The organism is Pseudomonas sp. St29, from assembly GCF_001547915.1.
In the GTDB taxonomy this organism is placed as follows: domain Bacteria; phylum Pseudomonadota; class Gammaproteobacteria; order Pseudomonadales; family Pseudomonadaceae; genus Aquipseudomonas.
This window is the reverse complement of sequence record NZ_AP014628.1, coordinates 1697359-1721185: the sequence shown is the minus strand read 5'-3', so window position 1 is coordinate 1721185 and position 23827 is coordinate 1697359. Positions and strand designations below refer to the sequence as shown.

The following is a 23827-nucleotide window of genomic DNA, read 5'->3' as shown; positions in this document are numbered from 1 at the left end:
TGAGCGTCCAGTCGCGCCGAACGACTGCGATCGCGGGCAGTCAATGCCTGTATACGGCCGGAGACTGCTGATCATGAAAGCTCGTTATCGTTGGCCCCTGTGGACCCTGGCAAGCCTGGTGGTGCTACTGGTGAGCCTGCACATTGCCCTGCCCTACCTGGTGCGCGACTACCTGAACGACAAGCTGGCGGACATGGGCGACTACCGCGGACGCATCAGCGACATCGACCTGGCCCTGTGGCGCGGCGCCTACCGCATCAACGGACTGGAGATCATCAAGGTCAGCGGCAAGGTGCCGGTGCCCTTCGTCAAGGCACCACTGATCGACCTCTCGGTGAGCTGGCATTCGCTGTGGTACGACCACGCCGTGGTGGCCAAGGCGCTGTTCGTCCAGCCGGAGCTGAACTTCGTCGACGGCGGCGCCGACCAGCAGGCCTCGCAGACCGGTGCCGGCACCGACTGGCGGGCGCAGTTGGGCAAGCTGCTGCCCATCACCCTCGACGAAGTGCGGATCGAGGACGGCAAGATCCACTTTCGCAACTTCAGCTCCACGCCGCCGGTGAACATCGGTGCCACCCAGGTCAACGCCAGCTTCTACAACCTGACCAACGTGGTCGACAGCCAGGGCAAGCGCGACGCGCGCTTCGACGGCAAGGCCTTGCTGCAAGGCCAGGCCCCCATGGAAAGCACCGCCACCTTCGACCCCCTGAGCAATTTCGAGGACTTCGAATTCCGTCTGCGGGCCCGGGATATCGAACTCAAACGTTTCAACGACTTCGCCTCGGCCTACGGCAAGTTCGACTTCAATGCCGGACACGGCGACGTGGTGATCGAAGCCCAGGCCGACAAGGGCCAACTGCATGGCTATATCAAGCCGCTGCTGCGGGACGTGGAAGTCTTCAACTGGCAGCAGGACGTGGAGAACCGCAACAAGAGCATTTTCCGCTCGGTATGGGAGGCCCTGGTGGGGGCCGGCGAAACCCTGCTGAAGAACCAGCGCAAGAACCAGTTCGCCACCCGGGTCGAGCTCAGCGGCAACGTGCACCGGCAAGATATCAGCGCGTTCTCTGCGTTTTTGCAGATTTTGCGCAACGGTTTCATCCAGGCCTTCAACGCCCGCTATGAACAGCCCAAGCCCTCGACTGACTGAGTCACCCCGTGACGCTCCATTCAGAGACTGAATGGGGCGTCTACGTTCACAGTCGACCGGGCGCCGCGTTATAGTCGCGCATCGCATCAATTCAACCGACCTGCCCCGGGCAGCTCGCCGTCACCGTTCGAGGAATTGCAGATGAAGTTCGAAGGCACCAGCGCATACGTCGCCACCGATGACCTGAAGCTGGCAGTCAACGCCGCCATCACTCTGGAGCGTCCGCTGCTGGTCAAGGGCGAACCCGGCACCGGCAAGACCATGCTCGCCGAGCAACTGGCCGAATCCTTCGGCGCCAAGCTGATCACCTGGCACATCAAGTCCACCACCAAGGCCCACCAGGGTCTGTATGAGTACGACGCGGTCAGCCGCCTGCGCGACTCGCAGCTGGGGGTGGACAAGGTCCACGACATCCGCAACTACCTGAAGAAGGGCAAGCTCTGGGAAGCCTTCGAATCCGAGGAGCGGGTAATCCTGCTGATCGACGAGATCGACAAGGCCGACATCGAGTTCCCCAACGACCTGCTGCAAGAGCTCGACAAGATGGAGTTCTACGTCTACGAGATCGACGAGACCATCAAGGCCAAGCAGCGGCCGATCATCATCATTACCTCCAACAACGAGAAGGAACTGCCGGACGCCTTCCTGCGTCGCTGCTTCTTCCACTACATCGCCTTCCCTGATCGCGCCACCCTGCAGAAGATCGTCGACGTGCACTACCCGGACATCAAGAAGGACCTGGTCAGCGAAGCCCTGGACGTGTTCTTCGACGTGCGCAAGGTGCCGGGCCTGAAGAAGAAGCCCTCGACCTCGGAACTGGTGGACTGGCTCAAGCTCTTGATGGCCGACAACATCGGCGAGGCGGTGCTGCGCGAGCGCGATCCGACCAAGGCCATCCCGCCCCTGGCCGGCGCGCTGGTGAAGAACGAGCAGGACGTGCAGTTGCTGGAACGCCTGGCCTTCATGAGCCGTCGCGGTAGTCGTTAGGCTCTGCCCAGAAGCTGCCTGCGCGTCGATCATGCTGCGTTAGAAACCGGTTCGGAATGCTCATTTAGCTCGCTAAACTCCGCCTCCTCAGCTGTTTCTGCCTTGCCTGATCGCCGCTCGGCGAGCTTTTGAACAGACCCCTAGATCATTAGAGAGCGATAGTCATGCTGCTCAACCTGTTCAATGAAATGCGCGCGGCCAAGGTGCCGGTGTCGGTGCGCGAACTGCTGGACCTGATCAACGCGCTCAAGCAGCGCGTGACCTTCGCCGACATGGACGAGTTCTACTACCTGGCCCGGGCGATCCTGGTGAAGGACGAACGGCATTTCGACAAGTTCGACCGGGCCTTCGGCGCCTACTTCAACGGCCTGGAAAAACTCGACGACCACCTGCAGGCGCTGATCCCCGAGGATTGGCTGCGCAAGGAATTCGAGCGTTCGCTGACGGATGAGGAACGGGCGCAGATCCAGTCCCTGGGCGGCCTGGACAAGCTCATCGAAGAGTTCAAGAAACGCCTGGAAGAACAGAAGGAACGCCACGCCGGCGGCAACAAGTGGATCGGCACCGGCGGCACCAGCCCCTTCGGTTCCGGCGGCTTCAACCCGGAAGGCATTCGCGTCGGCGACGCCGGCAAGCGCCAGGGCAAGGCGGTGAAAGTCTGGGACCAGCGCGAGTACAAGAACCTCGACGACTCGGTGGAACTGGGCACCCGCAACATCAAGGTGGCCCTGCGCCGCCTGCGCAAGTTCGCGCGCCAGGGCGCCGCGGACGAGCTGGACATCGACGGCACCATCGACCACACCGCTCGCGACGCCGGGCTGCTGAACATCCAGATGCGCCCGGAACGGCGCAACAACATCAAGCTGCTGTTGCTGTTCGACATCGGCGGCTCCATGGATGCCCACGTGAAGATCTGCGAGGAGCTGTTCTCGGCCTGCAAGACCGAGTTCAAGCACCTGGAGTACTACTACTTCCACAACTTCATCTATGAATCGGTGTGGAAGAACAACCTGCGTCGCGGCTCGGAACGCACCTCCACCCAGGACCTGCTGCACAAGTACGGCGCCGACTACAAGGTGATCTTCGTCGGCGATGCCGCCATGGCCCCCTATGAAATCACCCAGGCCGGCGGCAGCGTCGAACACTGGAACGAAGAGGCCGGTTATGTGTGGATGCAGCGCTTCATGGAGAAGTACAAGAAGCTCATCTGGATCAACCCCTACCCGAAGGACACCTGGGGCTACACCGCCTCGACCAACATCGTGCGCGAGTTGATCGAAGACCAGATGTACCCGCTGACCTTGCGTGGCCTGGAAGAAGGCATGCGTTTCCTGTCCAAGTAAGCGCGGCCTTGCGGGCCTTTTCGCAGCCTCGCCATGGCTCGACAGCGGCTACAGAGCCCCCTGTAGCCGCTGCCGCAGGCTGCGAACGGGCGCGAAGCGACCGCCTTCAGCCACTACCCAAACCTGCGCAAGAACGCCACCTGCTGCCGATGCGCCGTTTCCTGCACCACCGGTGTCAATCGCACCTCGCTGCCCGGCAAGCACTGCGCCAGCCGCGCCAGGGATAACGGGGTCAAGGCCCCCAAGCGCGGATAGCCGCCAATGGTCTGCCGGTCGTTGAGCAGGACGATCGGCTGGCCGTCCGGCGGCACCTGGATCGCCCCCAGGGGAATGCCCTCGGAAATCATCGGCCGGCCCTGATACTGCAAGGTCGGCCCGAGCAAGCGCGCGCCCATGCGATCGGCGCGGCTGTCCAGGGTCCAGGTGCTGTTGAAGGCATCGAACAGGCTCAGGCCGCTGAACTGGCCGATCTGCGCGCCGAGGATCACCTCCAGCGGTGCAGCGGATTGCCAATCCGGCAACTGCGCAGCCGTCAGGCTCTTGAGCGCCCCACCAGTGCCCGAATAGCTCAGTACCCCACCCTCGCTCAGCGCCCGGCCGTAACCGTCGAGCCCGCCAAGGGCCTCGCGCTGCACGCTGGCGCAACTGCCCAGGACCTTGGGCGCATCGAAACCACACGGCGCCGCCAGGTAGGCCCGAGCGCCCAGGAAGGGTTGGGTAAAGCGCAGGCGCTGGCCCTTTTGCAGGATGAAACTGCGCCCCGGGCTCAACGGTCGTTCATCGACATAAGCCCCCAGGTCGGCCCCGGCCAGGGCCAGCAGGCAATAGTCCTCGGCCATGAGGGTGAAGCCGCCCAGGGTGATTTCCACCACCGGCGCATCCAGGGCATTGCCCAGCAGCCAGTTGGCCCAGGACATCGACACCCAATCCAGCGCCCCGCCCTGGGTCACGCCCAAATGGCGCACGCCAAAGCGCCCGGCATCCTGCAGCAGGCACAGCGGGGTGCTGGCCTCGATCATCAAGCGGCTCATGCAGGCACCTCCAGCGGCGTGTCATCGCCCCCCAGGCGCAGGAACTCGCTTCGGTCCACCGCGGCAAAGCGCACCCGGTCCCCCGGCTGCATCAGGCTGTAGCCGTCGCGCTCGCGATCGAACAGGCGGCTCGGGGTACGGCCGATCAGGTTCCAGCCCCCCGGCGATACCACCGGGTAAGCGGCGGTCTGTCGCTCGGCAATCCCCACGCTGCCCGCCGCCACCCGCTTGCGCGGGGTGTTCAGCCGCGGCGTCGCCAGCGCTTCTTCCACCAGCCCCATGAAGGCGAATCCGGGCGCGAAGCCCAGGGCAAACACTTGATATTCACGCTGGCTGTGACGCTGGATCACCTCGGCCACCGACAGCCCGCTGCGGCGGGACAACAGCGCCAGCTCCGGCCCGACACTGGGGTCGTACCACACCGGCAGCACATGCTCGCGCCCGGCCCCGGTGGTGCCGGGCGCCAGATCGGTCAAGGCGACCTCGATCCGCTGCCGGGCCTCGGCCGGACTCAGGGCCAGCAGGTCGTAATGCACCATCAGCGTGGTATAGGACGGCACCAGATCGACCAGAGACTCGCCAAAGGCCCGCCGCAGCCCTTCGGCGGCGGCCAGCATCCAGGGCATGTTGTCCTCGGCGATCACCTCGAACAGGCGCACCATCAGGCAGTCGATGGCGACGACTTCAACCTGTGGTTTCATAGGCCGGACTGCTGGTTCAGGGCCTGGCGAATACGCTGCACCGCGGCCACCGAACTGGCGTTGTCGCCGTGCACGCACAGGGTGTCGGCCTGCAGCAGCAAGGCGCTGCCGTCGCTGGCGGTCAGGGGCTCGCACCGGGCAATGGTCAGGGCCTGGTCGATGATGGTGGCCGAGTCGTGGTGCACCGCCCCCGGCAGTTGCCGCGACACCAGGTGCCCGGCGTTGTCGTAGGCGCGATCGGCAAAGGCCTCGAACCACAGGGTCACACCGTATTCGTCGCCCAGGGCCCGGGCCGCGCTGTTGTCGCGGGTGGCCATGAGCATCAGCGGCAGCTGCGGATCATAGGCCGCCACCGCCTGGATCACCGCCCGCAACTGGGCTGGCTTGGCCATCATGTCGTTGTACATCGCGCCATGGGGTTTGACGTAGCTGACCCGCGCGCCCTGGGCCCGGCAGATGCCGTCCAGCGCGCCGATCTGGTAGTGCAGCAGGTCGCGGATTTCCTCGGGCGAATAGCTCATGGAGCGGCGGCCGAAACCGGCCAGGTCCTGATAGGCCGGGTGCGCGCCGATGCGCACGCCATTGGTCAGGGCCAGGGCCACGGTCTTGCGCATGATGCCCGGGTCGCCGGCATGAAAGCCGCAGGCAATGTTGGCGCAGTCGATAAAGGGCATGACTTCGGCATCCAGGCCCAGGGTCCAGTTGCCAAAGCTCTCGCCGATGTCGCAATTCAATAACAGGCGGCTCATGGTCGGTGCTCCTGTGGTTCTTGTTGTGGGTCAGCTGCAGGGCTGTCGCGCAATGCCCGCGCAGATTATCAGTTAGTGCGCCTCAAGTTCCTTGCCGCGGGTTTCCGGCAGGCTCAGGGCCGCCAGCACCACCACGCCGTAGGACACCGCGGCGAACGTGCCGATGGCCACGCTCAGGGGCACGTGCTGGCTGAGCAGGCCGATCAGCAGCGGAAACAGCGCCGCCAGCGCCCGGCCGCTGTTGTAGCAGAAACCCTGGCCGGAACCGCGGATGCGGGTGGGGAACAGCTCGGTGAGAAAAGCCCCCATGCCGCTGAAGATCCCCGAAGCGAAGAAGCCCAGGGGAAAGCCCAGCCAGAGCATTACCGCGTTGCTCACCGGCATCTGCGTGTACAGCAGGACGATGGTGAAAGACCCCGCGGCGAACAGCACGAAGTTCTTCTTGCGCCCGAGAATGTCGGTCAGGTAGGCGCTGACCACGTAACCCACATAGGAGCCGGCGATCACCATGGCCAGGTAGCCGCCGGTGCTCAGCACGCTGAGGCCGCGCTCGGTCTTGAGAAAGGTCGGCAGCCAGAAGGTGATGGCGTAGTAGCCGCCCTGGGCGCCGGCTGCCAGCAACGACGCACGCAGGGTGGTGCTGAGGATCCCCGGGGCGAAGATCTCGTAGAACCGCGCCGGGTTGCTGGGTTTCTCACGGGCGCGGGTTTCCCGGTAGACCTCGGGATCCTTGACCAGGCGGCGGACGAAGATCACGAAGATCGCCGGCAGGATGCCCAGCAGAAACAGCCCGCGCCAGGCGTCTTCCGGCGGTAGCCAGGAGAACAGCAGCGCATAGAGGATCGCCGTCAGGCCCCAGCCCAGCGCCCAGCCGGACTGCACCATGCCCACCGCCTTGCCACGGTTCTTGGCGCGAATCACCTCGCCGATCAGCACCGCGCCGGCGGTCCATTCGCCACCGAAGCCGAAGCCCATCAGGGTCCGGGCGATCAGCAACTGCTGGTAGTTCTGGGCCAGGCCGCAGAGAAAGGTGAAAAACGCGAACCACAGCACCGTGAGTTGCAAGGTACGCACCCGACCGATGCGGTCGGAGAGAATCCCGGCGATCCAGCCTCCCAGGGCGGAGGCCAGCAAGGTGCTGGTATGGATCAGGCCGGCTTCGGCGGAGGTGATGCCCCACAGCGCGATCAGGGTCGGGATCACGAAGCTGAGCATCTGGGTGTCCATGCCATCCAGGCCATAACCGATCTTGCAGCTCCAGAAGGTGCGGCGTTCCTGCTGGTTTATATCCCGGTACCAGTCAAACGGACCGGCGCGGCGCGGGGCCTTGGCGGCCAGGGTTTCGGGCGCACTCATGGCGATCTCCAGGGTGATTTATTGGTGTTGTTCTGGGCCCAGACGACGCATATCTTGGGTTGGCGCATTCTTCGACTCGGACGCCCGACGCGTCCAACTAATAAAAACCGCCCCAAGGCATAAGAAAAGTTGATCCCATGAATCTCAAGTTTCTCGAAACCTTCGTCTGGGTGGCGCGGCTCAAGAGCTTCAGCCTCACCGCGGAAAAACTCTTCACCACCCAGGCAGCGATCTCCAGCCGCATCGCGGTGCTGGAAGGCGAACTGGGGGTCAAGCTGTTCCTGCGCGATTCCCGGGGCGTCAGCCTGACCCCGCAAGGGCTCAAGGTGCTGGAGCACGCCGAGCAGATGCTCGACACCCTGCACCTGCTGAAACAGTCCATCGAGGCGCCGTCGAGCAAGGTCGGACGGATGCGCATCGGGGTCATGGACACGGTGATCCATACCTGGCTCAGCCCCCTGGTGACGGAACTGATGGACCACTACCCGCAAGTGGAAATCGAGCTGGTGGCCGACACTTCGCTGAATCTGTGCGACCAGTTGCAAAAAGGCTTCCTCGACCTGGTGCTGCAGACCGACCTGCTGCGCCAGGAAAGCATCCGCAGCCTGGAAGTGGCCAGCCACCCGGTGGGCTGGATCGCCGCCAGCAATTCGATCTACAACCGCGACTACGCCAGCCTGGCCGAACTGGCCCAGGAGCGGATCATCACCTACTCGAAGAACTCCCTGCCCCACCAGCAGGTGCTGAGCCTGATGCAGGCCAACGGGGTACTGGCGCCACGGCTCAATTGCGTGAACTCGGTATCGGCCATCACTCGCCTGCTGCGCGACGGCTTCGGCATTGGCGCCCTGCCGCCGGTGCTGGTGCGCGAAGAGCTGGCCCGCGGCGAACTGACCCTGCTGGCCATCGACCAGCGCCCGCCCAACCTGCAGGTGGTGGTGTCGTGGCGGGTCGGCGTGGAATTGGTGGAGGACATCGTGCAGCTGTGCCAGCGCGTGGTGCAGCGCTATGGGCAGCAGGTCGGCGAGGATTACCTGGTACTGATCGCCCCGCAGTAAACATCGCCCTCCCCCCCCTTCGCAGGAGCTGGCTTGCCAGCGAAAGCGATCTGCAGCCAGGCGCAGGACTTGCAGGCCCCTTCGCCGGCAAGCCGGCTCCTACAGAGGTCAGAGGCCCTTGAGGTCGCGTTCCTCGATGGGACGGCTCTGGCGCAGGCGCCGGCCACCCAGGACCACCCAATCGATCAGGCGGTACAGGCACTCAAGGCCGAAGGACAGCAGCATGGCGCCGCTCATGCCCCAGATCATCGCTTCCGGGGTCAGCAGGATCTGGTAGCTGTAGCCGTCCCAGGTTTCCTTGCGGATATCCGGGTCGGGCGCCAGGGCCACTTGCAGCAGGCGGATGTACCAGGGGCCCTGCATGGCCTGGTATTGCTTGTCCAGGGCCAGCTGGCGATGCAGCAAGCCGCTCAGACTCTCGGCATCGCTGCGAAACACCGGGTCTTCGCTGGCGCGGTAATGGGCCACCAGGGCATTCAGATCACCCTTGAAGAACTGCTGCGCGGTGCTCTGGAAGCCCCGCAGGCTGTTCTGCGACTCAATCAAGTGGGCTTCCACACGCTTGGCGTAATCGCTGATGAAACCCGGCACTTGCACACCGACCAACAGGCCGGCGGCGAACAACACCAGCCGCAGATAACTGAGCAACATAGAGATGTCCTTATTCGGTCTGGCCGTGGCTGACGCATTCACCGCGCCGCCACAGGCTCCATTGGCCCGGCTGATAGCGGGTCCAGGTTTCGTTTTCGGTCAAAGGTTCGGTGGCGATCACGGTCACTACGTCGTTGGGCGTGGTTTCCGCCTGGAAGTCGACGATCACATCGACATCCTTGAGCCGGGCCGGGCCGAACGGCGCGCGCCGGGTGATCTGCGCCAGCTTGGTGGAGCAGAAGCAGAACAGCCAGTCACCGTCACTGAGCAGCCCGTTGAACACGCCTTTGCTGCGGTATTCGCTGCAGGCCCGGATCAGGATCGGCAGCAGTTGCTCGACTTCCACCGGTTCGGGAAAGGCTTCGCGCACCCGGTTGAGCAAGTCGCAGAACGCCGCCTCGCTGTCGGTGTCCCCCACTGGGCGATAGAAGCTGGCCCGGGGCTGGAAGTCCGCCAACTGGCCGTTATGGGCAAAGCACCAGTTGCGGCCCCAGAGCTCGCGGACAAAGGGATGGGTATTGGCCAGGCAGACCTTGCCGACGTTGGCCTGGCGAATGTGGCCGATCACCACTTCGCTCTTGATCGGGTAGCGCTGCACCAGATTGGCCACTTCCGACTCGCAGCTGGCCGCCGGGTCCTGGAACAGGCGCAGGCCACGGCCTTCGTAGAAGGCGATGCCCCAACCGTCGCGGTGGGGACCGGTACGGCCACCACGTTGCATCAGCCCGGTAAAGCTGAAGACGATATCGGTCGGTACATTGGCGCTCATGCCCAATAACTCACACATGCTCGGACTCTCGCTTGAATGCCGGGGCCAGGTTACAGACGCGGCTCGACCCGCGTATTCAGGGGAGTGCCTGCGGCAGGCCGACCATAACGGTCGTTGCCGGCACCGCCAAAGGGCTGGTCATCCTCGACTTCGGCGGCCTTGGCCGCGGCTTTCGCCGCTTCATGACGCTCGCGGCGCTCCCTGGCGGCGCGCTCGATGGGCCAGCGGATCAGCACGAACAGCAGGTACACGCCGAAGGCGATCATGCCGTACATGAACAGGTCGGATACCGCGCGCCAGGCGTTGTTGCCCACCTTGAAGGCGATGTCCAGGGCCGTGATGGCGATGGCCGGGGCAAATTTATCCTTGACCGAGTCGATGATGGTGGGGCTGAACAGCAGCACCGCCATCAGCACACGCAGCGGCTCGCGCAGCCAGCGCCACATCCAGCGGGTCAGGCGCATCCACACCAGCAGGCAGCCCAAGGCGGCGAAGGCATAGAGCCCCCAGGCGATCAGATAGTCGTTCTCGGTCATGGTGTCCATGGCAAGGCAGGCAAAGAGGCGCTTATGATAACGACTTTTGCCGTGTCAGGCTGCAACGCCGTCTGCCCAGCCCTCATTTGTCATCGCCCGAGAGCCACCCATGCCCTTACCCGCCAACGACAGCAGTGCCCCGATTGCCCACAAGGCCGACGGCGCTGACCCGTATGCCTGGCTGCAGGAACGCGACACCGACGCGGTGCTCGATTACCTGAAGGCTGAAAACAGCTACCTCGACGCCCAGCTGGCGCACCAGGCGCCGCTGCGCGAGACGCTGTTCCAGGAGATCAAGGGCCGGATCCTCGAAACCGACCTGTCCCTGCCCTCGCCCTGGGGCCCGTACCTGTACTACACCCGCACCACCGCCGGTGACGAATACGCTCGCCACTACCGCTGCCCGCGCCCGGCGGACGACAGCCTGACGGTCGACGAAAGCCGCGAGCAACTGCTGCTGGACCCCAACGCCCTGGCCAATGGCGGCTTTTTCTCCCTGGGCGCCTTCAGCATCAGCCCCGACCACCAGCGCCTGGCCTACAGCCTCGATACCACCGGCGAGGAAATCTACACCCTGTTCGTCAAGGAGCTGTCCACCGGCAAGGTCAGCGAACTGTCCTTCGACAACTGCGATGGCAGCATGACCTGGGCCAACGACAGCCTGACCCTGTTCTTTGGCGAGCTGGACGACACTCACCGCCCGCACAAACTGTTGCGCTACCGCCTGGACGGCACGGCCGCCGAAGAAGTGTTCCACGAGCCGGACGGGCGCTTCTTCCTGCACTGCTACCGCTCAAGCTCCGAGCGCCAGTTGCTGCTGTCCCTGGGCAGCAAGACCACCGGCGAGACCTGGGTCCTGGACGCCGCGCGGCCGGAGCAGCCCTTTACCTGCATGGCGCCTCGGGTCGAAGGCCATGAATACGATGTCGACCATGGCCAGCTCGACGGCCAGTGGACCTGGTTCATCCGCAGCAATCGCGCAGGCATCAACTTCGCCCTCTACCAGGCCGCGGACAACGGCGCGATCCCCGAGCAAGACCACTGGCAACTGCTGGTGCCGCACAACCCCGAGGTGATGCTCGATGGCGTGACCCTCAACGCCGGCGCCATGACCCTGAGCCTGCGCGAAGGCGGCCTGCCGATCATCGAAGTGCACCCGCAAGGCCTGCCCGCCTATCGTGTGCAACTGCCGGATGCCGCCTACAGCCTGCATGTGCAGAACAGCCTGGAGTTTTCCAGCTCACGCATCCGCCTGCGCTACGAGGCGCTCAATCGCCCGGCCCAGGTGCGCCAGTTGCAACTGGCCGACGGCCAGCAGCAGGTGCTCAAGGAAACCCCGGTGCTGGGCCCCTTCGATGCCGACGCCTACGTCAGCCAGCGCCTCTGGGCCACCGCGGCCGACGGCACCCAGGTGCCCATCAGCCTGGTGGTCAAGCGCGAGTGCCTGGGCCGGCCGACGCCCCTGTACCTCTACGGCTACGGCGCCTATGGCGAGAGCCTCGACCCCTGGTTCTCCCACGCGCGCCTGAGCCTGCTCGATCGCGGTGTGGCCTTTGCCATCGCCCACGTGCGCGGCGGCGGCGAACTGGGCGAAGCCTGGTACCGCGCCGGCAAGCAGGAACACAAGCAGAACACCTTCAGCGACTTCATCGCCTGTGCCGAACACCTGATCGCCCAGGGCCGAACCAGCGCCCAACAGCTGGCCATCAGCGGCGGCAGCGCCGGCGGCCTACTGATCGGCGCGGTGCTCAACCAGCGCCCCGAACTGTTCCGGGTGGCCATCGCCGAAGTGCCCTTCGTCGATGTGCTCAACACCATGCTCGATCCGGAGCTGCCGCTGACCGTCACCGAATACGACGAATGGGGCAACCCCGAGGAGCCGGAAGTCCATGAGCGGATCAAGGCCTACGCGCCCTACGAGAACGTCCGCGCCCAGGCCTACCCGGCCACCCTGGTGATCGCCGGCTACAACGACAGTCGCGTGCAGTACTGGGAAGCGGCGAAATGGGTGGCTCGGCTGCGGGCCACCAAGACCGACGATAACCCGCTGCTGCTCAAGACCGAACTCGGCGCCGGGCATGGCGGCATGAGCGGTCGTTACCAGGGATTACGTGACGTAGCCCTCGAATATGCCTTTGTCCTGAACATTCTGGGCCTGGGCTGAGGAACTCTCGGCGGCGCTTCTGTCTTAACCCAGGACCGCCGCCGGCAAATGCCGGACCGGGCTCGCGCCCGCGCAACAGACACAAGAAAAAGACCCTGATCCCATGTCCGAACCCACCTTACTGAACAACGAGATCCGCGACTGGCTGATGGACTGCGGCCTGTTCGATCAACTGCTGCCCGCCGACTTCAACGCGGCGGCCGGCTACTTCAGCATCAGCAGCATCGCCCAGGGCCAGGCGATTTTCCGCGAGGGCGATGCCGGCAGCTTCATGTGCATCATCCACAGCGGCCAGGTGTCCGTGCAAAAGAGCACCCTGGACGGCCAGCCCCTGACCATCGCCACTCTGCGCAGCGGCCGGGCCTTTGGCGAGATGGCGGTACTCGATGGCGAACGGCGCTCGGCCACTTGCGTGGCGGCCAGTGATTGCCAGTTGCTCAACCTGGGCAAGGACTCCCTGGAGAAGATGCTCAACGAAGCGCCGAAGATCGCCGCCAAGATCATCCGCGCCCTGGCCGTGTCGCTGTCCAAGCGTCTGCGCATGGCCGACGGACAATTGCTCGCGCAACAGATCTGAGCCACGGGATACCCAACCTGTGGCGAGGGAGCTTGCTCCCGCTGGGTGGCGTAGCCGCCCCAAAGGCCACCACCCGGTTTCAACCGTCACAACGCGGACTCAGCTAATGCGGCCGCTACGCAGCCGAGCGGGAGCAAGCTCCCTCGCCACATAGGCCGGTTCAGGCATTAACCCTGGACCTTGGGCTTGTTGTCGTTCTGCTCCAGCCCCGGCAGGGTCTGGTCCTTGGGTGGCTTGGGCATGTCGATCGGCGGCAGCAGGGGCGCGCTGCCACTGCTGCCGGCTTTGGGCGTGCTGGGCGGGGTCACTTGCGGATAAGGCGTGGGCGTTGCGGTGCCCGGGGTGCCGAGGTTGGGCGTCGGGGTCACCACCGGGGCGCTTTGCGGCTCGTCGGCCAGGGCCGGGCCGGCATTCAGCGCCAGGGCGGCGGTCAGGGCGAGCGCCGCTTGGGCAATCACCGTTAGAATAGTGCGCTTCATCAATGGCTCCATTGCTATTGTCTGGCGTCAGGCTACTCCCAACCGGGAGGTTTTGCCTTCCTCAATGAGATCCCCATGAAACGTTTCGTACTGCTGGACACTACTCCGATTCCTGAAAGCGGCGGTGCCTTGTGCCTGTTCGAATACGGTGAGGATTTCGTCATCAAGATCCAGGGCGGCGACGGCGGCCAGTTGATGAACACCCGCATGCACGGCTCCGAGGACGCCCTGGCGCAGATCCCTTGCAGCAAGGTCGCCGGGCGCCCGAACTCGCGGGTGCTGATCGGCGGCCTGGGCATGGGCTTCACCCTGGCCGCAGCCCTCAAGCACCTGGGCCAGAACGCCGAGGTGGTGGTCGCCGAACTGGTGCCCGGGGTGGTGGAATGGAACCGCGGCCCGCTCGGGGAAAAGTCCGGCCGACCGCTGCTGGACCCGCGCACGGTGATCCGCCTGGAAGACGTGGCCAAGGTCCTGCAAGCCGAGCCCCAGGGTTTTGACGCAATCATGCTCGACGTCGACAACGGCCCCGAGGGCCTGACCCAGAAAGCCAACAGCTGGCTCTATTCCAGCACCGGCCTCGCCGCCTGCTCCCGGGCGCTGCGGCCCAAGGGCATCCTCGCGGTATGGTCGGCCAGCGCCGACCAGAAATTCTCCGAGCGCCTGCGCAAGGCCGGCTTCAAGGCCGAGCAAGTGCAGGTGTTCGCCCACGGCAATCGCGGCACCCGGCACACCATCTGGATTGCCGAGAAGCTCAAGGCCTGAGCTAAACTTCGTCCATTACCGTCATTAGTCCTTCTACAAAGGTGAACCCATGAGTTCGTCCACTCCCCCGTCCAACACCGCCAAGCTGGACCGTATCCTTGCCGACGCCCAGCGCGACCGGGAAATGGGCTACCGCGACAAGGCACTGAAGATGTACCCCCACGTCTGCGGCCGCTGCGCCCGGGAATTCTCCGGCAAGCGCCTGAGCGAGCTGACCGTGCACCACCGCGATCACAACCACGACAACAACCCCCAGGACGGCTCCAACTGGGAGCTGTTGTGCCTGTACTGCCACGACAACGAGCACTCGCGCTACACCGACCAGCAGTACTTCGGCGAAGGCTCGCTGAGCACGCCGAAAGTCGCCAAGGCGACCCACAACCCGTTCGCCGCCCTGGCCGGGTTGATGAAGAAAGACCCGGAGTGAGTGCCGGCAGCCGGGCCCTGCGCTAACGATCCCTGTATGGAAAACCCTGTGGCGAGGGAGCTTGCTCCCGCGGAGTCGCAAAGCGGCCCCAAAAACCGCCACCAGGGCTTTTCAGCCACTGCGCCAGTGCCGTCCTGGGGAGTGCTGCGCACTCCAGCGGGAGCAAGCGCCCTCGCCACAACAAGCCCCCGAGCGGTGGGCAATCTCCGTATAATCGCGCTCTTTTCCCCCAAGGCTTCCTGCTCGTGGCAAACAAAAGGTACAGCTGCATCGGTTTGTATAACCCCAAGTCACCGGAGAACGTCGGTTCGGTGATGCGTGCCGCCGGCTGCTATGGCGTCGCCTCGGTGTTCTACACCGGCAAGCGCTATGAGCGTGCCCGCGACTTCGTCACCGACACCAAGAAGGTCCACCAGGACATTCCCCTGATCGGCATCGACGACCTGAAGAAAATCCTCCCCCTGGGCTGCATCCCGGTGGCCGTGGAACTGGTGGAAGGCGCTCGCCCGCTGCCGGAATACACCCACCCGGATCGCGCGCTGTACATCTTCGGCCCGGAAGACGGCTCCCTCGACAAGGAGATCCGCGACTGGTGCGAGGACGTGGTCTATATCCCCACCACCGGCTGCATGAACCTGGCCGCCACGGTCAACGTGGTGCTCTACGACCGCCTGGCCAAAGGCAACAACACCCGCTCCGGGCCCAAGTTCTGAAGGCACGCCGGACAATTGGCGGGAACCCCCGTGCCCCAGGTGCAGTCAGCTGCATACCCTTATGTCCTTTGGAGACAGATCATGAGCGAGCGCAAACAGCTGCAAACCATCGAGCCGGCCCCGTTGTCCAGTCAGCCGACACAGAACGTCCAGGGTTGGGAACGCATCGGCTCCCTGGCGGGGGGTGTGGTGATGCTGGGCAAGGGCCTGCGCCGCGGCGGCCTGTTCGGCCTGATTCAGGTGGCCATTGGCGGCGTGGCCCTGGCCCGCGGGATCAGTGGCCACAGCTCGGCCAAGAGCCTGCTGGAAAAAGGCCGCCAGGACCTGCATCAGGTGCGGACCAAGATCGAGCGCGCCGGTGATGAACTGCGCAACCTGAAGGCCAATGCCGAGGCCGCCGGGCGCAATGCCAAGGCCGCCAGCAACGATGCCGTGAAAACGCCCAAGGCCTGAGCTTGCGCCGTCCGCTGCGGACACCCGGGACCGGCTCCCGGGTCCTGGCGGCTCTTCGGCTCAGTGCAGCAAGGGGCTGTCGAGCACCTTGGACGATTCCCCCAGCACGCTTTCGCTCAGCTTGATGAATTCGGCGGTGCTGACGCTCTGCAGGCGCATCGCCCCTTGCAGCACATCGTCCAGTGAGCGTTTGTTGCGGGTCTTGAGGCGGATTTCCCGGTCCAGTTCCTGCAACAGCAACACCGCCTTGGCCACCGTGGCGCTGTCCACCTGTTCGCCCCGCAGGCTGCTGACCTTGTGGCTGTCCTTGATCAGGTGCTGGTGCAGAACCTGATAACGCTCGTCACTGATGCCACCCGCGCGGCGCAGCAATTCAATGGCGTAGTACTCGGCCAGGCCTTCGCTGATCCAGTCGCTGCGCTGGCTGTCGTTGATGCGCGCCAACGACTGCACCAGCTCGCGCAGCAAAGGACTGCTGCCGCTCTCGCTGACCAGCGGCAGGCGACTGTGGAGGAACAGCGAATCGCGCCCGGCCAGGCTGCCCCGCCACATCGGATCGGCGGCACCGACAATCAGCAACTTGCCCGGCTGGCGGGGAAACACCGCCTGCACTTGCGGCCAGACAAAGGTCAGCAGCGTCAGCACATCCATGCGCCGCATGCCCTGGCCCAGGGGCGAGGCAACGCTGACCTCGGTGGCCCCCAGGCGCGTGCGGCGGCTGCCCAGGTTGCCGGCCAGCATCCAGCCGGTGGGGCGGTCGAACAGGCGCGAGGGGTTGTCGATGCGGAAGCGGTTCTTGCCGATGCGTGGCCAGGCGGTCTCGATGCTCTTCCAGCCGGCGGGCAAATCGAAGTCCAGACGCGACACCAGCTCGACCCCGTCCTGCTGGTCGATACGGGCCGGCGGCACCAGGGTTTCGCCGCGCAGCAGCGCCCAGTTGGCGCTGCTGCGGCTGTCGTAGCTGCCCTTCTTGATGCTGTGGCTCAGGCGCACCCGGTAGCTGAGGCTGGCGCTGCCACGGGCCGGACGCCAGATACCGCGCTGGCCCCCGCCATCGGCGGCGGCCGCCTGCCATTGACCGTCGGCCTTGAAGTCGCTGTAGTCGCCGTCCTGGCCCAGGTCGAAATCCAGGCTGCGCAGTGCCGAGCCCTCGGCCAGGGTCAGGCGCACTTCGGCCTGATCGCTCTGAGGCAGAAAACGCACGTGATAATTCAGATCGACCTTGTTCGCCGCCAAGGCCGATGCGCTCATCGCCAGCAGCGCCGCGACCAGCGCCAGCTTCGCCCCCACCCTCATACCCACTCCTTGCTTGGCAGGCTGCTGGCGCTCAAGCGAGCGTCGGCAGCATCCGAGGCCTGCGCAGCGAATCCTCAACCTGCGCGAAAAATCAGATGATCCTCCCAGTCCTCCTCCGCCACGCTGCCTTCGGCCAGCATGCGCCCGGACTGGGAAATACGTTCGTGGTGCACGGCATCGCGATCGCCACACACCAGGTGGTGCCAGAGCGGCAGGTCCTTGCCTTCGCTGACCAGGCGGTAGCCACAGGTGGGCGGCAGCCACTTGAACTCGTCGGCCTTGCCCGGCGTCAGCTGAATGCAGTCAGGCACCGACGCGCGACGGTTGGCGTAGTCGCTGCACTGGCAGGTTTTCAGGTCCAGCAGTTTGCAGGCGATGCGCGTGTAATAGACGCTGTTGTCGTCCTCGTCCTCAAGCTTTTGCAGGCAGCAAAGGCCACAGCCATCGCACAACGACTCCCATTCGTCCTGGTCGAGTTGTTCGAGGGTTTTGCGTATCCAGAAAGGTTCGACTTTGGCGGCCATGGCTCAAGCATCAGTATCCGAGGGTGAAAAGGCCGCCAGTCTAGTGCCGAAGCCCCCGCCGGCCAAGCGCTAGCGACTGCCGGTAGCCCGAGACTTGTCAGCAGGCCATGGGCACAGTAGCTTTGCCCCCCGGACCGCCCCGCGTCCGTGTGCCATGAACGCTCGACCGCGTTGCACCGGGCCGACCGCACGGGGGTCAGGAATACCCCTTCGCTCAGCTGATCTGCGCTTGCCGGTTTATTCCACTCTTCTCACTTGCTGCCAGGAGTTTTTCCATGAGCGCCAATCCTCGCGTTGCCGATTACGCCATCCACCCGCAGTTCACCCAGCGCTGGTCACCACGGGCCTTCACCGGCGAAAGCATCCCGGAAGAAACCCTGCTGAGCTTCTTCGAGGCCGCGCGCTGGGCACCTTCGGCCTACAACTCGCAGCCCTGGCGCTTTCTCTATGCCCGGCGCGACACGCCGAACTGGGAACGCTTCCTCGGCCTGCTCAACGAATTCAACCGTGGCTGGGCGCAGCACGCCTCGGCCCTGGTGATCGTGATGTCCAAGACCACCTTCACCGCCCCGGGCGCCACGGAAGAGTCCCCGGCGCTGTGGCACACCTTCGACACCGGCTCGGCCTGGGGCCACCTGGCGCTGCAGGCGAGCCTGAGTGGCTGGCACACCCACGGCATGGCCGGCTTCGACCAGGAACTGACTCGCAAGGAGCTGAAGATTCCCGAAGGCTATGCCCTGCATGCCGCCGTGGCGGTGGGCAAGCTGGGAGACAAGTCGACCCTGGCCGAATACCTGCAGGCCCGGGAAGAGCCAAGCCCGCGTCGCCCCCTGAGCGAAACCGTGGCCGAAGGCGACTTCAGCCTTTAAAGCAGCCCCAAGTCGGTAGCGTCAAGCTTGAAGCTGCCGGCTTGAAGCTTGGCGCTGGGTTCTAGTAGCCGCGAGCGAAATCCACTTCGCCGCGCAAGGCCTGCCTGGCCTCGTAGGCCCGCAGGTTGTCGACAAACAGCTGCACCATCAATTCCGGCGAAGTCGGCGCCGAACTGTGGCCGGTCAGCAGCAAACCCCAGGCGGTCCAGAACGGGTGCCGTTGCGGCAGCGGTTCCTGGCGGCAGACATCGATCACCGCCCCGGCCAGATGGCCATCCTTGAGGGCCTGCACCAGGTCCGCATCGACTACGGAAACGCCGCGCCCGACATTGATGAACAGCCCGGTGGGCTTGAACTGCCTGAACAGCGCGGCGTCATACAGGTCGTGGGTGCTGGGGGTGTTGGGCAACAGGTTGACCACGTAATCCACTTCCCCCACCAACCGTCCCAGGTCTTGCAGGCCGGCCACTTCGATAAAGGGCGCCTGCTCCCGGGCCTGGCCGGCGATGCCGTACAGCTTGACCCCGAACGGCACCAGGAACTGCGCCACGCTCTGGCCGATGTCGCCGGTGCCGACGATCAGCACCTTGCGTCCCACCAGGCTCTGGCCCAGGCGGTTGTCCCACTTGCGCTCCACCTGGCTGACCAGTCGCGCCAGCACTTCACGCTCATGGCCGAGGATGTAGGTCAGCACGTACTCGGCCATCACCTGACCAAAGATCCCCACCGCCCGGGTCAGGCGGTAATGCCGGGGCAAACCGTCGGCCAGCAGCGGAGTGATGCCGGCCCAGGTGGATTGCAACCACTGGGGCTGGTGCCCCTGGCGCAACAGGGTTGCCAGCAGGTCCGGCTGTCCCAGCCAGACCGGGCAATCGGCCGCCAGCCGCGACAGTTCGGCGGAGTCGCCGCTGGTCAGCACTTCCAGCTCCGGGGCCGCCTGACGCAACAGGCGGGCATAAACAGCGTGATCGTGTTCGGCAATCAGAACGCGCATGGCTCAAACCTTAAAAAACGGTGCAGGTCGCCGCCGACGGAGTTTCGCTCCATCGATCAAGGCGGCGGCCAGGTCAGTCAGTTTGCATCTAACAGCGGCTCAGGACCGAGCCGCTACGGGTCAGACCGGATCATTGCGACGCAGCAGCTCTTCGGGCAAATGCTCGATGTACTCGTCTTCGGCCGGCGGCATCTGCAGGTGATAACCCTGCTTCTCGAGGTTCTCCAGCACCTGGTGGATATCTTCCCGGGACAGCTTGCGCTCCGGGGTCAGGACCAGGTCGAAGGCATGTTGCGGCTTGCCGAAAGCCAGCAGCAGGTTTTCCGGCACGCGTTCCAGGGCCTCGCTCTTGAGGACGTAGAGGTACATCTCGTTCTTGCGCGGGCTTTTATAGATGGAGCAGATACGTTTCAAGGCTGTTCTCCGGCGGTGGCCAGGCTGTCCAGCAGCGCCTGGCCCATCAATTCGCGACGCCAGCCACGCAGCGAATCAGGCAATTGGTAAGGCCCGTTGGGGAAACCGCTCTTGAGCAGGCTTTCCAGGGTTTTCTTGCGCAGCATGACTTCCGGGGCGATGCCCAGGCGCTCGGCCTCGACCTGGCCCACGGCCTTGAGGCGCTTGAGCAGGGCCGCGGCTTCGATCGGCAACGGCTCGGGGACGGCCGGCGGCCACTGATCCGGGCCCAGGGCGGCGGTGCGCTTGATCAGGTCAAGGAGAAACTCGCCGTCCTGGCGCACGGTACGCGGGTGCATGTCTTCGATCTTGGCCAGCGCCGACAGGGTGTCGGGCTGGGTCTTGGCCAGGGGCCAGAGGGCGTGTTCACGCACGATGCGGTTGCGCGGCAAGTCCCGGGCACGGGCTTCACGCTCGCGCCAGGCACAGAGTTCGCGCAGCACCGCCAACTGGGCGCGGGACAGTTTCCAGGCCAGCTTGGCCTCGCGATAGACCTCGTAGGGGTCCACTTCACGGCGCAGGTTGGCCACCAGCTCGGCACCGTCTTCCAGCACCCAGCGGTACTTGTCAGCCGACAGTTTGGGGCGCAGCTCGGTAAACACCTGAGCCAGGTGCACCGCGTCTTCGGCGGCGTAGCTGACCTGAGTCTGCGACAGCGGGCGCTGCAGCCAGTCGGACCGGGTTTCGCCCTTGGGCAACTCAATGCCCAGGACTTCCTGCACCAGGCGCGAATAGCCCATGGAGAAACCCAGGTTCAGGTAGGCGGCCGCCAGTTGGGTGTCGAACAATGGCGCCGGCAGGCTGCCGGTCAGACGCAGCAGGACTTCGAGGTCCTCGCTGCAGGCGTGCACCACCTTGACCACGGCCGGGTTCTCCAGCAGGGCCGCCAGGGGCTGCCAGTTGTCGATGGTCAAAGGATCAATCAGGTAGGCGCGCTGTCCATCGCCGATCTGCAACAGGGCGGCGATGGGGTAAAAAGTGTCGACCCGCATGAATTCGGTGTCGAGGGCGACGAAGGGCAATTGCTGCCACTGGGCACAAAGCTGACCGAGGCTATCGTTGTCGCGAATCCAATGTATATCGATGGCCACACGGCTCTCCCTTGAAGAATGGCGCGCAGTATATATCGCCGCCGGAGATTTCTGAGCATTCGCCCGACAAGAGCAAGTGCGAAACCTTCTACCGGAGGGCAAGAATAGTCCGAGAGTTGCAACTAACTGTGTTTTCTGAGGACGTAGACCCGCAAGGCTCCAAAGCCGGGCAGCAGATCCTGATGGCCCAGGACCTCAAAGTCGGCCTGCTTGAACTCGCCTTCCAGCAGCCCCTTGCTCACCGGGCGCAAGGCCGCAGGCCCGGCCGACGCGGCCCCGCGCACGTTCACCAGCGGCTCGACCCGGGTGGCGATGATCACCGAGTCACGGCTGACCCGATGGAACTCCTGCAGCAGGGCCAGGCGGTCCTCGCTGTGACTCACATGGGCGAAGAGCTGCATGCAGATGATGCTGTCCACCGCATTGGCCGGCAGGCCGATGTCGAACGCCGAACTGTGGAAGGTCTTGACCCGTCGCATCAGGCTGGCCGGATGGTGGGTCTGGGCATGATTGAGCATGTCCTGGGAAGGGTCCGCCGCCAGGATCACCCGATTGCCATGCTCGGCCAGCACCGGCCAGTAGCGCCCGGCGCCGCAGGCCACGTCCAGAATCAGCCCCGGTTCCCCGGCCAGGTTCAGCGCATGACGGACCAGGCACGCCATACGCCAGTGCGCCAGACGTGCGCCAAGCCCGGCAGGCCGAGGCTCGCCGCAAACGCGCGCATGCTCCTGGTCGTAACGCCGAGCGAACTCCAGTTCGATGGACGGTGGGGGGTGGGACGACATGACTGGCGAGCTCTTGTGGGTATCCAGAGGTCACAGATTAACCAGTCGTTCGTGAAAAAAAGGTCGAAAGCCCGCAGACCTTTCTGTCCCGGTGCTGAACAACACCCTGCTTGCCCGCCCTCGGCCGGGCACCAATAATGCCCCGGCACCCTGCCCCGCCCGCCACTCAAGGATCGACCCCATGCTCCGCCGCTTCCTGCTCTGCACCCTGTTGGGCCTCAGTGCCCCCGCCCTCAGCTTCGCCCAGGACGCCAGCTCGCGCCTGGACCAGGTGCTCGAGCGCGGCCAGTTGAAGGTCTGCACCACCGGCGACTACAAGCCCTACAGCTACCTGCGCGACGATGGCCAGTACGAAGGCATCGACATTGACATGGCCCAATCCCTGGCCAAGAGCCTGGGGGTCCGGGTGAAGTGGATCAGCACCACCTGGAAGAGCCTGATGGCCGACTTCCACAGCCAGCAGTGCGACATCGCCGTGGGCGGTATTTCGGTGTCCCTGGAGCGGCAGAAAACGGCCTTCTTCAGTCAGCCCCTGGGCATCGACGGCAAGATTCCCCTGGTGCGCTGCCAGGACCTCAAGCGCTATGAAACCCTGGAGCAGATCAACCAGCCCTCGGTGCGCCTGATCGAACCGCCGGGCGGCACCAACGAAATCTTCGCCCGGGCGCACGCACCCAAGGCCAACCTGATCCTGTTCGCCGACAACGTGAAGATCTTCGATCAATTGCTGAGCCGGCAGGCCGACGTGATGATCACCGACGCCTCGGAGGCGCGCTTCCAGCAGAAACACAAGCCGGGGCTGTGCGCGGTCCATCCCGAGCGCTACCTGCAATACAGCGAGAAGGCCTTCCTCCTGCCCCGGGACGACATGGCCTGGAAAAGCTATGTCGACCAGTGGCTGCACCTGAGCAAGGCCACCGGCGCCTATGACCAGGTGGTGAATCAGTGGCTGGCGGCGCCTGCGCCCTGATCCAGCAGCATCTGCCGGAAGGCCTGGCTGGCGGCGCTGCGGTAGGCGCCACGGCGTCCCAGCAGCACCACGCGGCGCGGCGCCAGCGCTGACTGCAGCGCCAGGGTGCGCAGCCCCGGCTGCTCCCGGGCAATCGAGCTGGGCAGGATGGTCGCCAACTGCCCGTGCCGGACCATCTCGACTATCGCGCTGACCGAATTGGCTTCGGCGGCAATCCGCGGTGCAATGCCCTGCTGCCGGCAATACAGGTCGATATGCTGGCGGGTGGCGAAATCGCCACTGAGCAGCACCAGGGACTGACGGCCCAGGGCCTCGGCCGTCAGGGGCAGGCGGTCCGGCTGCGGGTACTGCGGGCCGACCATCAGGCTCAGGGTCTCGGTGAACAGCGCCTGGCTGTCGATCTCCGCCAGGTGCTCGCCGGCAAAGGCGATCGCCAGGTCCAGGCGGTCCTCGGCCAGGGCCGCTTCCAGGCGGTCCTGAGGCATTTCCTCGATGCTCAGGTCGATGCCCGGGTAGCGCTGCTGAAAGCGGCTGAGCAAGGGCCCGGCCAGGTAGGCGGTGAACGTCGGGGTCAGCGCCAGGCGCAACGAGCCGCGGCTCAGATCCTGCACATCGTGGATCGCCCGCTTGGCCGCTTGCAGGTCCTGCAGTGCGCGCCGGGCATAGGCGACATAGGCCTGGCCCGCGTCGGTGAGGCGCACGCTGCGCCCGGAGCGATCGAACAGCGCCGCGCCCAGCGCTTCCTCCAATTGCTTGATCTGCTGCGACAGGGTCGGCTGCGACACATGCAGCGCCTCGGCGGCGCGGGTGAAGTTGCAGTGCTCGGCCACGGCCAGCAGGTAACGGATATGACGCAGCAGCATGCAGGCTCCAACTATAGGCTGTACTTATGGGGAGCATAATAAGCCGGTCTTGGACGCTATAGCTGAAAACTTCCAT

General features: G+C 64.8%; 27 protein-coding genes. 12 read left to right on the top strand and 15 right to left on the bottom strand.

Features of this window, described 5'->3' with window-relative positions:
• The first annotated feature begins 73 nt into the window (after positions 1-73).
• The 3 genes from PST29_RS07795 to PST29_RS07785 all read left to right on the top strand — a co-directional run bounded on the left by PST29_RS07795 (position 74) and on the right by PST29_RS07785 (position 3480).
• Entirely contained in the window at positions 74-1150 is a 1077-nt protein-coding gene (locus tag PST29_RS07795; protein ID WP_060842760.1) for a DUF748 domain-containing protein, read from the top strand.
• Between the two features lie 141 nt (positions 1151-1291).
• The gene (locus PST29_RS07790; protein ID WP_047284378.1) at positions 1292-2137 is read left to right on the top strand and encodes an AAA family ATPase; all 846 of its coding nucleotides are present in this window, start codon (positions 1292-1294) and stop codon (positions 2135-2137) included.
• A 164-nt stretch (positions 2138-2301) separates the two neighbouring features.
• The gene (locus tag PST29_RS07785; protein WP_060838041.1) at positions 2302-3480 is read left to right on the top strand and encodes a vWA domain-containing protein; all 1179 of its coding nucleotides are present in this window, start codon (positions 2302-2304) and stop codon (positions 3478-3480) included.
• A 113-nt stretch (positions 3481-3593) separates the two neighbouring features.
• Here PST29_RS07785 and PST29_RS07780 read toward each other — a convergent pair whose 3' ends face one another.
• The 4 genes from PST29_RS07780 to PST29_RS07765 all read right to left on the bottom strand — a co-directional run bounded on the left by PST29_RS07780 (position 3594) and on the right by PST29_RS07765 (position 7317).
• A complete protein-coding gene (locus PST29_RS07780; protein ID WP_060842759.1) occupies positions 3594-4511 on the bottom strand; it encodes a biotin-dependent carboxyltransferase family protein in 918 nt (305 codons plus the stop codon).
• Positions 4508-5212 carry a 5-oxoprolinase subunit PxpB gene (gene pxpB / locus PST29_RS07775; RefSeq protein WP_060842758.1) on the bottom strand — a complete coding sequence of 235 codons (705 nt, stop codon included), beginning with the start codon at positions 5210-5212 and terminating at the stop codon, positions 4508-4510. The genes PST29_RS07780 and pxpB overlap by 4 nt, the downstream gene beginning before the upstream one ends.
• Complete coding sequence (locus PST29_RS07770) at positions 5209-5961, bottom strand: 5-oxoprolinase subunit PxpA (protein ID WP_060842757.1); 753 nt, start codon at positions 5959-5961, stop codon at positions 5209-5211. Before PST29_RS07770 ends, pxpB begins: the two co-directional genes overlap by 4 nt.
• 72 nt (positions 5962-6033) lie before the next feature.
• Positions 6034-7317 carry an MFS transporter gene (locus PST29_RS07765; protein WP_060842756.1) on the bottom strand — a complete coding sequence of 428 codons (1284 nt, stop codon included), beginning with the start codon at positions 7315-7317 and terminating at the stop codon, positions 6034-6036.
• Between the two features lie 137 nt (positions 7318-7454).
• On the opposite strand from PST29_RS07765, the gene PST29_RS07760 reads away from it, so the two are divergent.
• On the top strand, positions 7455-8375 hold the full coding sequence (locus tag PST29_RS07760) for a LysR family transcriptional regulator (RefSeq protein WP_060838036.1): 921 nt from the start codon (positions 7455-7457) through the stop codon (positions 8373-8375).
• Positions 8376-8483: 108 nt separating this feature from the next.
• Here the strand turns inward: PST29_RS07760 and PST29_RS07755 are convergent, their stop codons facing one another.
• Genes PST29_RS07755 through PST29_RS07745 form a run of 3 tightly spaced genes read right to left on the bottom strand, consistent with a single transcriptional unit; the run spans position 8484 to position 10340 of the window.
• Positions 8484-9026, bottom strand: a complete 543-nt coding sequence (locus PST29_RS07755; protein ID WP_060838035.1) for a DUF2937 family protein — start codon at positions 9024-9026, stop codon at positions 8484-8486.
• Between the two features lie 10 nt (positions 9027-9036).
• Positions 9037-9813, bottom strand: coding sequence for a class II glutamine amidotransferase (locus PST29_RS07750; protein WP_060838034.1), 777 nt, complete (start codon positions 9811-9813; stop codon positions 9037-9039).
• A gap of 32 nt (positions 9814-9845) precedes the next feature.
• The gene (locus tag PST29_RS07745) at positions 9846-10340 is read right to left on the bottom strand and encodes a hypothetical protein (protein ID WP_060842755.1); all 495 of its coding nucleotides are present in this window, start codon (positions 10338-10340) and stop codon (positions 9846-9848) included.
• A 100-nt stretch (positions 10341-10440) separates the two neighbouring features.
• On the opposite strand from PST29_RS07745, the gene PST29_RS07740 reads away from it, so the two are divergent.
• Together PST29_RS07740 and PST29_RS07735 are read left to right on the top strand one after the other, a co-directional pair.
• The gene (locus tag PST29_RS07740; protein ID WP_060842754.1) at positions 10441-12495 is read left to right on the top strand and encodes a S9 family peptidase; all 2055 of its coding nucleotides are present in this window, start codon (positions 10441-10443) and stop codon (positions 12493-12495) included.
• 103 nt (positions 12496-12598) lie between these two features.
• Positions 12599-13072: a cyclic nucleotide-binding domain-containing protein gene (locus PST29_RS07735; protein WP_060842753.1), complete on the top strand. Its 474-nt coding sequence runs from the start codon at positions 12599-12601 to the stop codon at positions 13070-13072.
• A 167-nt stretch (positions 13073-13239) separates the two neighbouring features.
• Here PST29_RS07735 and PST29_RS07730 read toward each other — a convergent pair whose 3' ends face one another.
• On the bottom strand, positions 13240-13551 hold the full coding sequence (locus tag PST29_RS07730) for a hypothetical protein (RefSeq protein WP_060842752.1): 312 nt from the start codon (positions 13549-13551) through the stop codon (positions 13240-13242).
• 75 nt (positions 13552-13626) lie between these two features.
• Between PST29_RS07730 and PST29_RS07725 the strand changes: the two genes are divergently transcribed.
• The 4 genes from PST29_RS07725 to PST29_RS07710 all read left to right on the top strand — a co-directional run bounded on the left by PST29_RS07725 (position 13627) and on the right by PST29_RS07710 (position 15906).
• Positions 13627-14313 (top strand): spermidine synthase, encoded by a 687-nt coding sequence (locus PST29_RS07725; RefSeq protein ID WP_060838029.1) that lies wholly within the window; start codon positions 13627-13629, stop codon positions 14311-14313.
• 49 nt (positions 14314-14362) lie between these two features.
• Positions 14363-14740 carry a YajD family HNH nuclease gene (locus tag PST29_RS07720; protein WP_011059841.1) on the top strand — a complete coding sequence of 126 codons (378 nt, stop codon included), beginning with the start codon at positions 14363-14365 and terminating at the stop codon, positions 14738-14740.
• Positions 14741-14985: 245 nt separating this feature from the next.
• Positions 14986-15453 carry an RNA methyltransferase gene (locus PST29_RS07715; protein WP_011059840.1) on the top strand — a complete coding sequence of 156 codons (468 nt, stop codon included), beginning with the start codon at positions 14986-14988 and terminating at the stop codon, positions 15451-15453.
• A gap of 81 nt (positions 15454-15534) precedes the next feature.
• Positions 15535-15906, top strand: a complete 372-nt coding sequence (locus PST29_RS07710; RefSeq protein WP_060838028.1) for a YgaP family membrane protein — start codon at positions 15535-15537, stop codon at positions 15904-15906.
• A gap of 60 nt (positions 15907-15966) precedes the next feature.
• On the opposite strand, the gene PST29_RS07705 is transcribed toward PST29_RS07710, so the two are convergent.
• Together PST29_RS07705 and PST29_RS07700 are read right to left on the bottom strand one after the other, a co-directional pair.
• Entirely contained in the window at positions 15967-17202 is a 1236-nt protein-coding gene (locus PST29_RS07705; protein WP_060838027.1) for a hypothetical protein, read from the bottom strand.
• A 74-nt stretch (positions 17203-17276) separates the two neighbouring features.
• Complete coding sequence (locus PST29_RS07700; RefSeq protein WP_016964444.1) at positions 17277-17726, bottom strand: YcgN family cysteine cluster protein; 450 nt, start codon at positions 17724-17726, stop codon at positions 17277-17279.
• 275 nt (positions 17727-18001) lie between these two features.
• Here PST29_RS07700 and PST29_RS07695 point away from each other — a divergent pair, with 275 nt between their 5' ends.
• The gene (locus tag PST29_RS07695; protein ID WP_060838026.1) at positions 18002-18595 is read left to right on the top strand and encodes a nitroreductase family protein; all 594 of its coding nucleotides are present in this window, start codon (positions 18002-18004) and stop codon (positions 18593-18595) included.
• 61 nt (positions 18596-18656) lie between these two features.
• Here PST29_RS07695 and PST29_RS07690 read toward each other — a convergent pair whose 3' ends face one another.
• The 4 genes from PST29_RS07690 to PST29_RS07675 all read right to left on the bottom strand — a co-directional run bounded on the left by PST29_RS07690 (position 18657) and on the right by PST29_RS07675 (position 21918).
• Positions 18657-19589, bottom strand: coding sequence for a D-2-hydroxyacid dehydrogenase (locus PST29_RS07690; protein ID WP_060842751.1), 933 nt, complete (start codon positions 19587-19589; stop codon positions 18657-18659).
• Positions 19590-19709: 120 nt separating this feature from the next.
• Positions 19710-20003: a YcgL domain-containing protein gene (locus PST29_RS07685; protein ID WP_016964446.1), complete on the bottom strand. Its 294-nt coding sequence runs from the start codon at positions 20001-20003 to the stop codon at positions 19710-19712.
• Positions 20000-21133 carry a ribonuclease D gene (gene rnd / locus PST29_RS07680; RefSeq protein WP_060838024.1) on the bottom strand — a complete coding sequence of 378 codons (1134 nt, stop codon included), beginning with the start codon at positions 21131-21133 and terminating at the stop codon, positions 20000-20002. The genes PST29_RS07685 and rnd overlap by 4 nt, the downstream gene beginning before the upstream one ends.
• 122 nt (positions 21134-21255) lie before the next feature.
• Entirely contained in the window at positions 21256-21918 is a 663-nt protein-coding gene (locus PST29_RS07675) for a class I SAM-dependent methyltransferase (protein ID WP_060838023.1), read from the bottom strand.
• A gap of 181 nt (positions 21919-22099) precedes the next feature.
• Between PST29_RS07675 and PST29_RS07670 the strand changes: the two genes are divergently transcribed.
• Positions 22100-22888: a transporter substrate-binding domain-containing protein gene (locus PST29_RS07670; protein ID WP_060838022.1), complete on the top strand. Its 789-nt coding sequence runs from the start codon at positions 22100-22102 to the stop codon at positions 22886-22888.
• On the opposite strand, the gene cynR is transcribed toward PST29_RS07670, so the two are convergent.
• Entirely contained in the window at positions 22861-23751 is an 891-nt protein-coding gene (cynR, locus tag PST29_RS07665) for a transcriptional regulator CynR (protein ID WP_060842750.1), read from the bottom strand. The two genes, PST29_RS07670 and cynR, sit on opposite strands and share 28 nt — an antisense overlap.
• Positions 23752-23827: the final 76 nt, after the last annotated feature.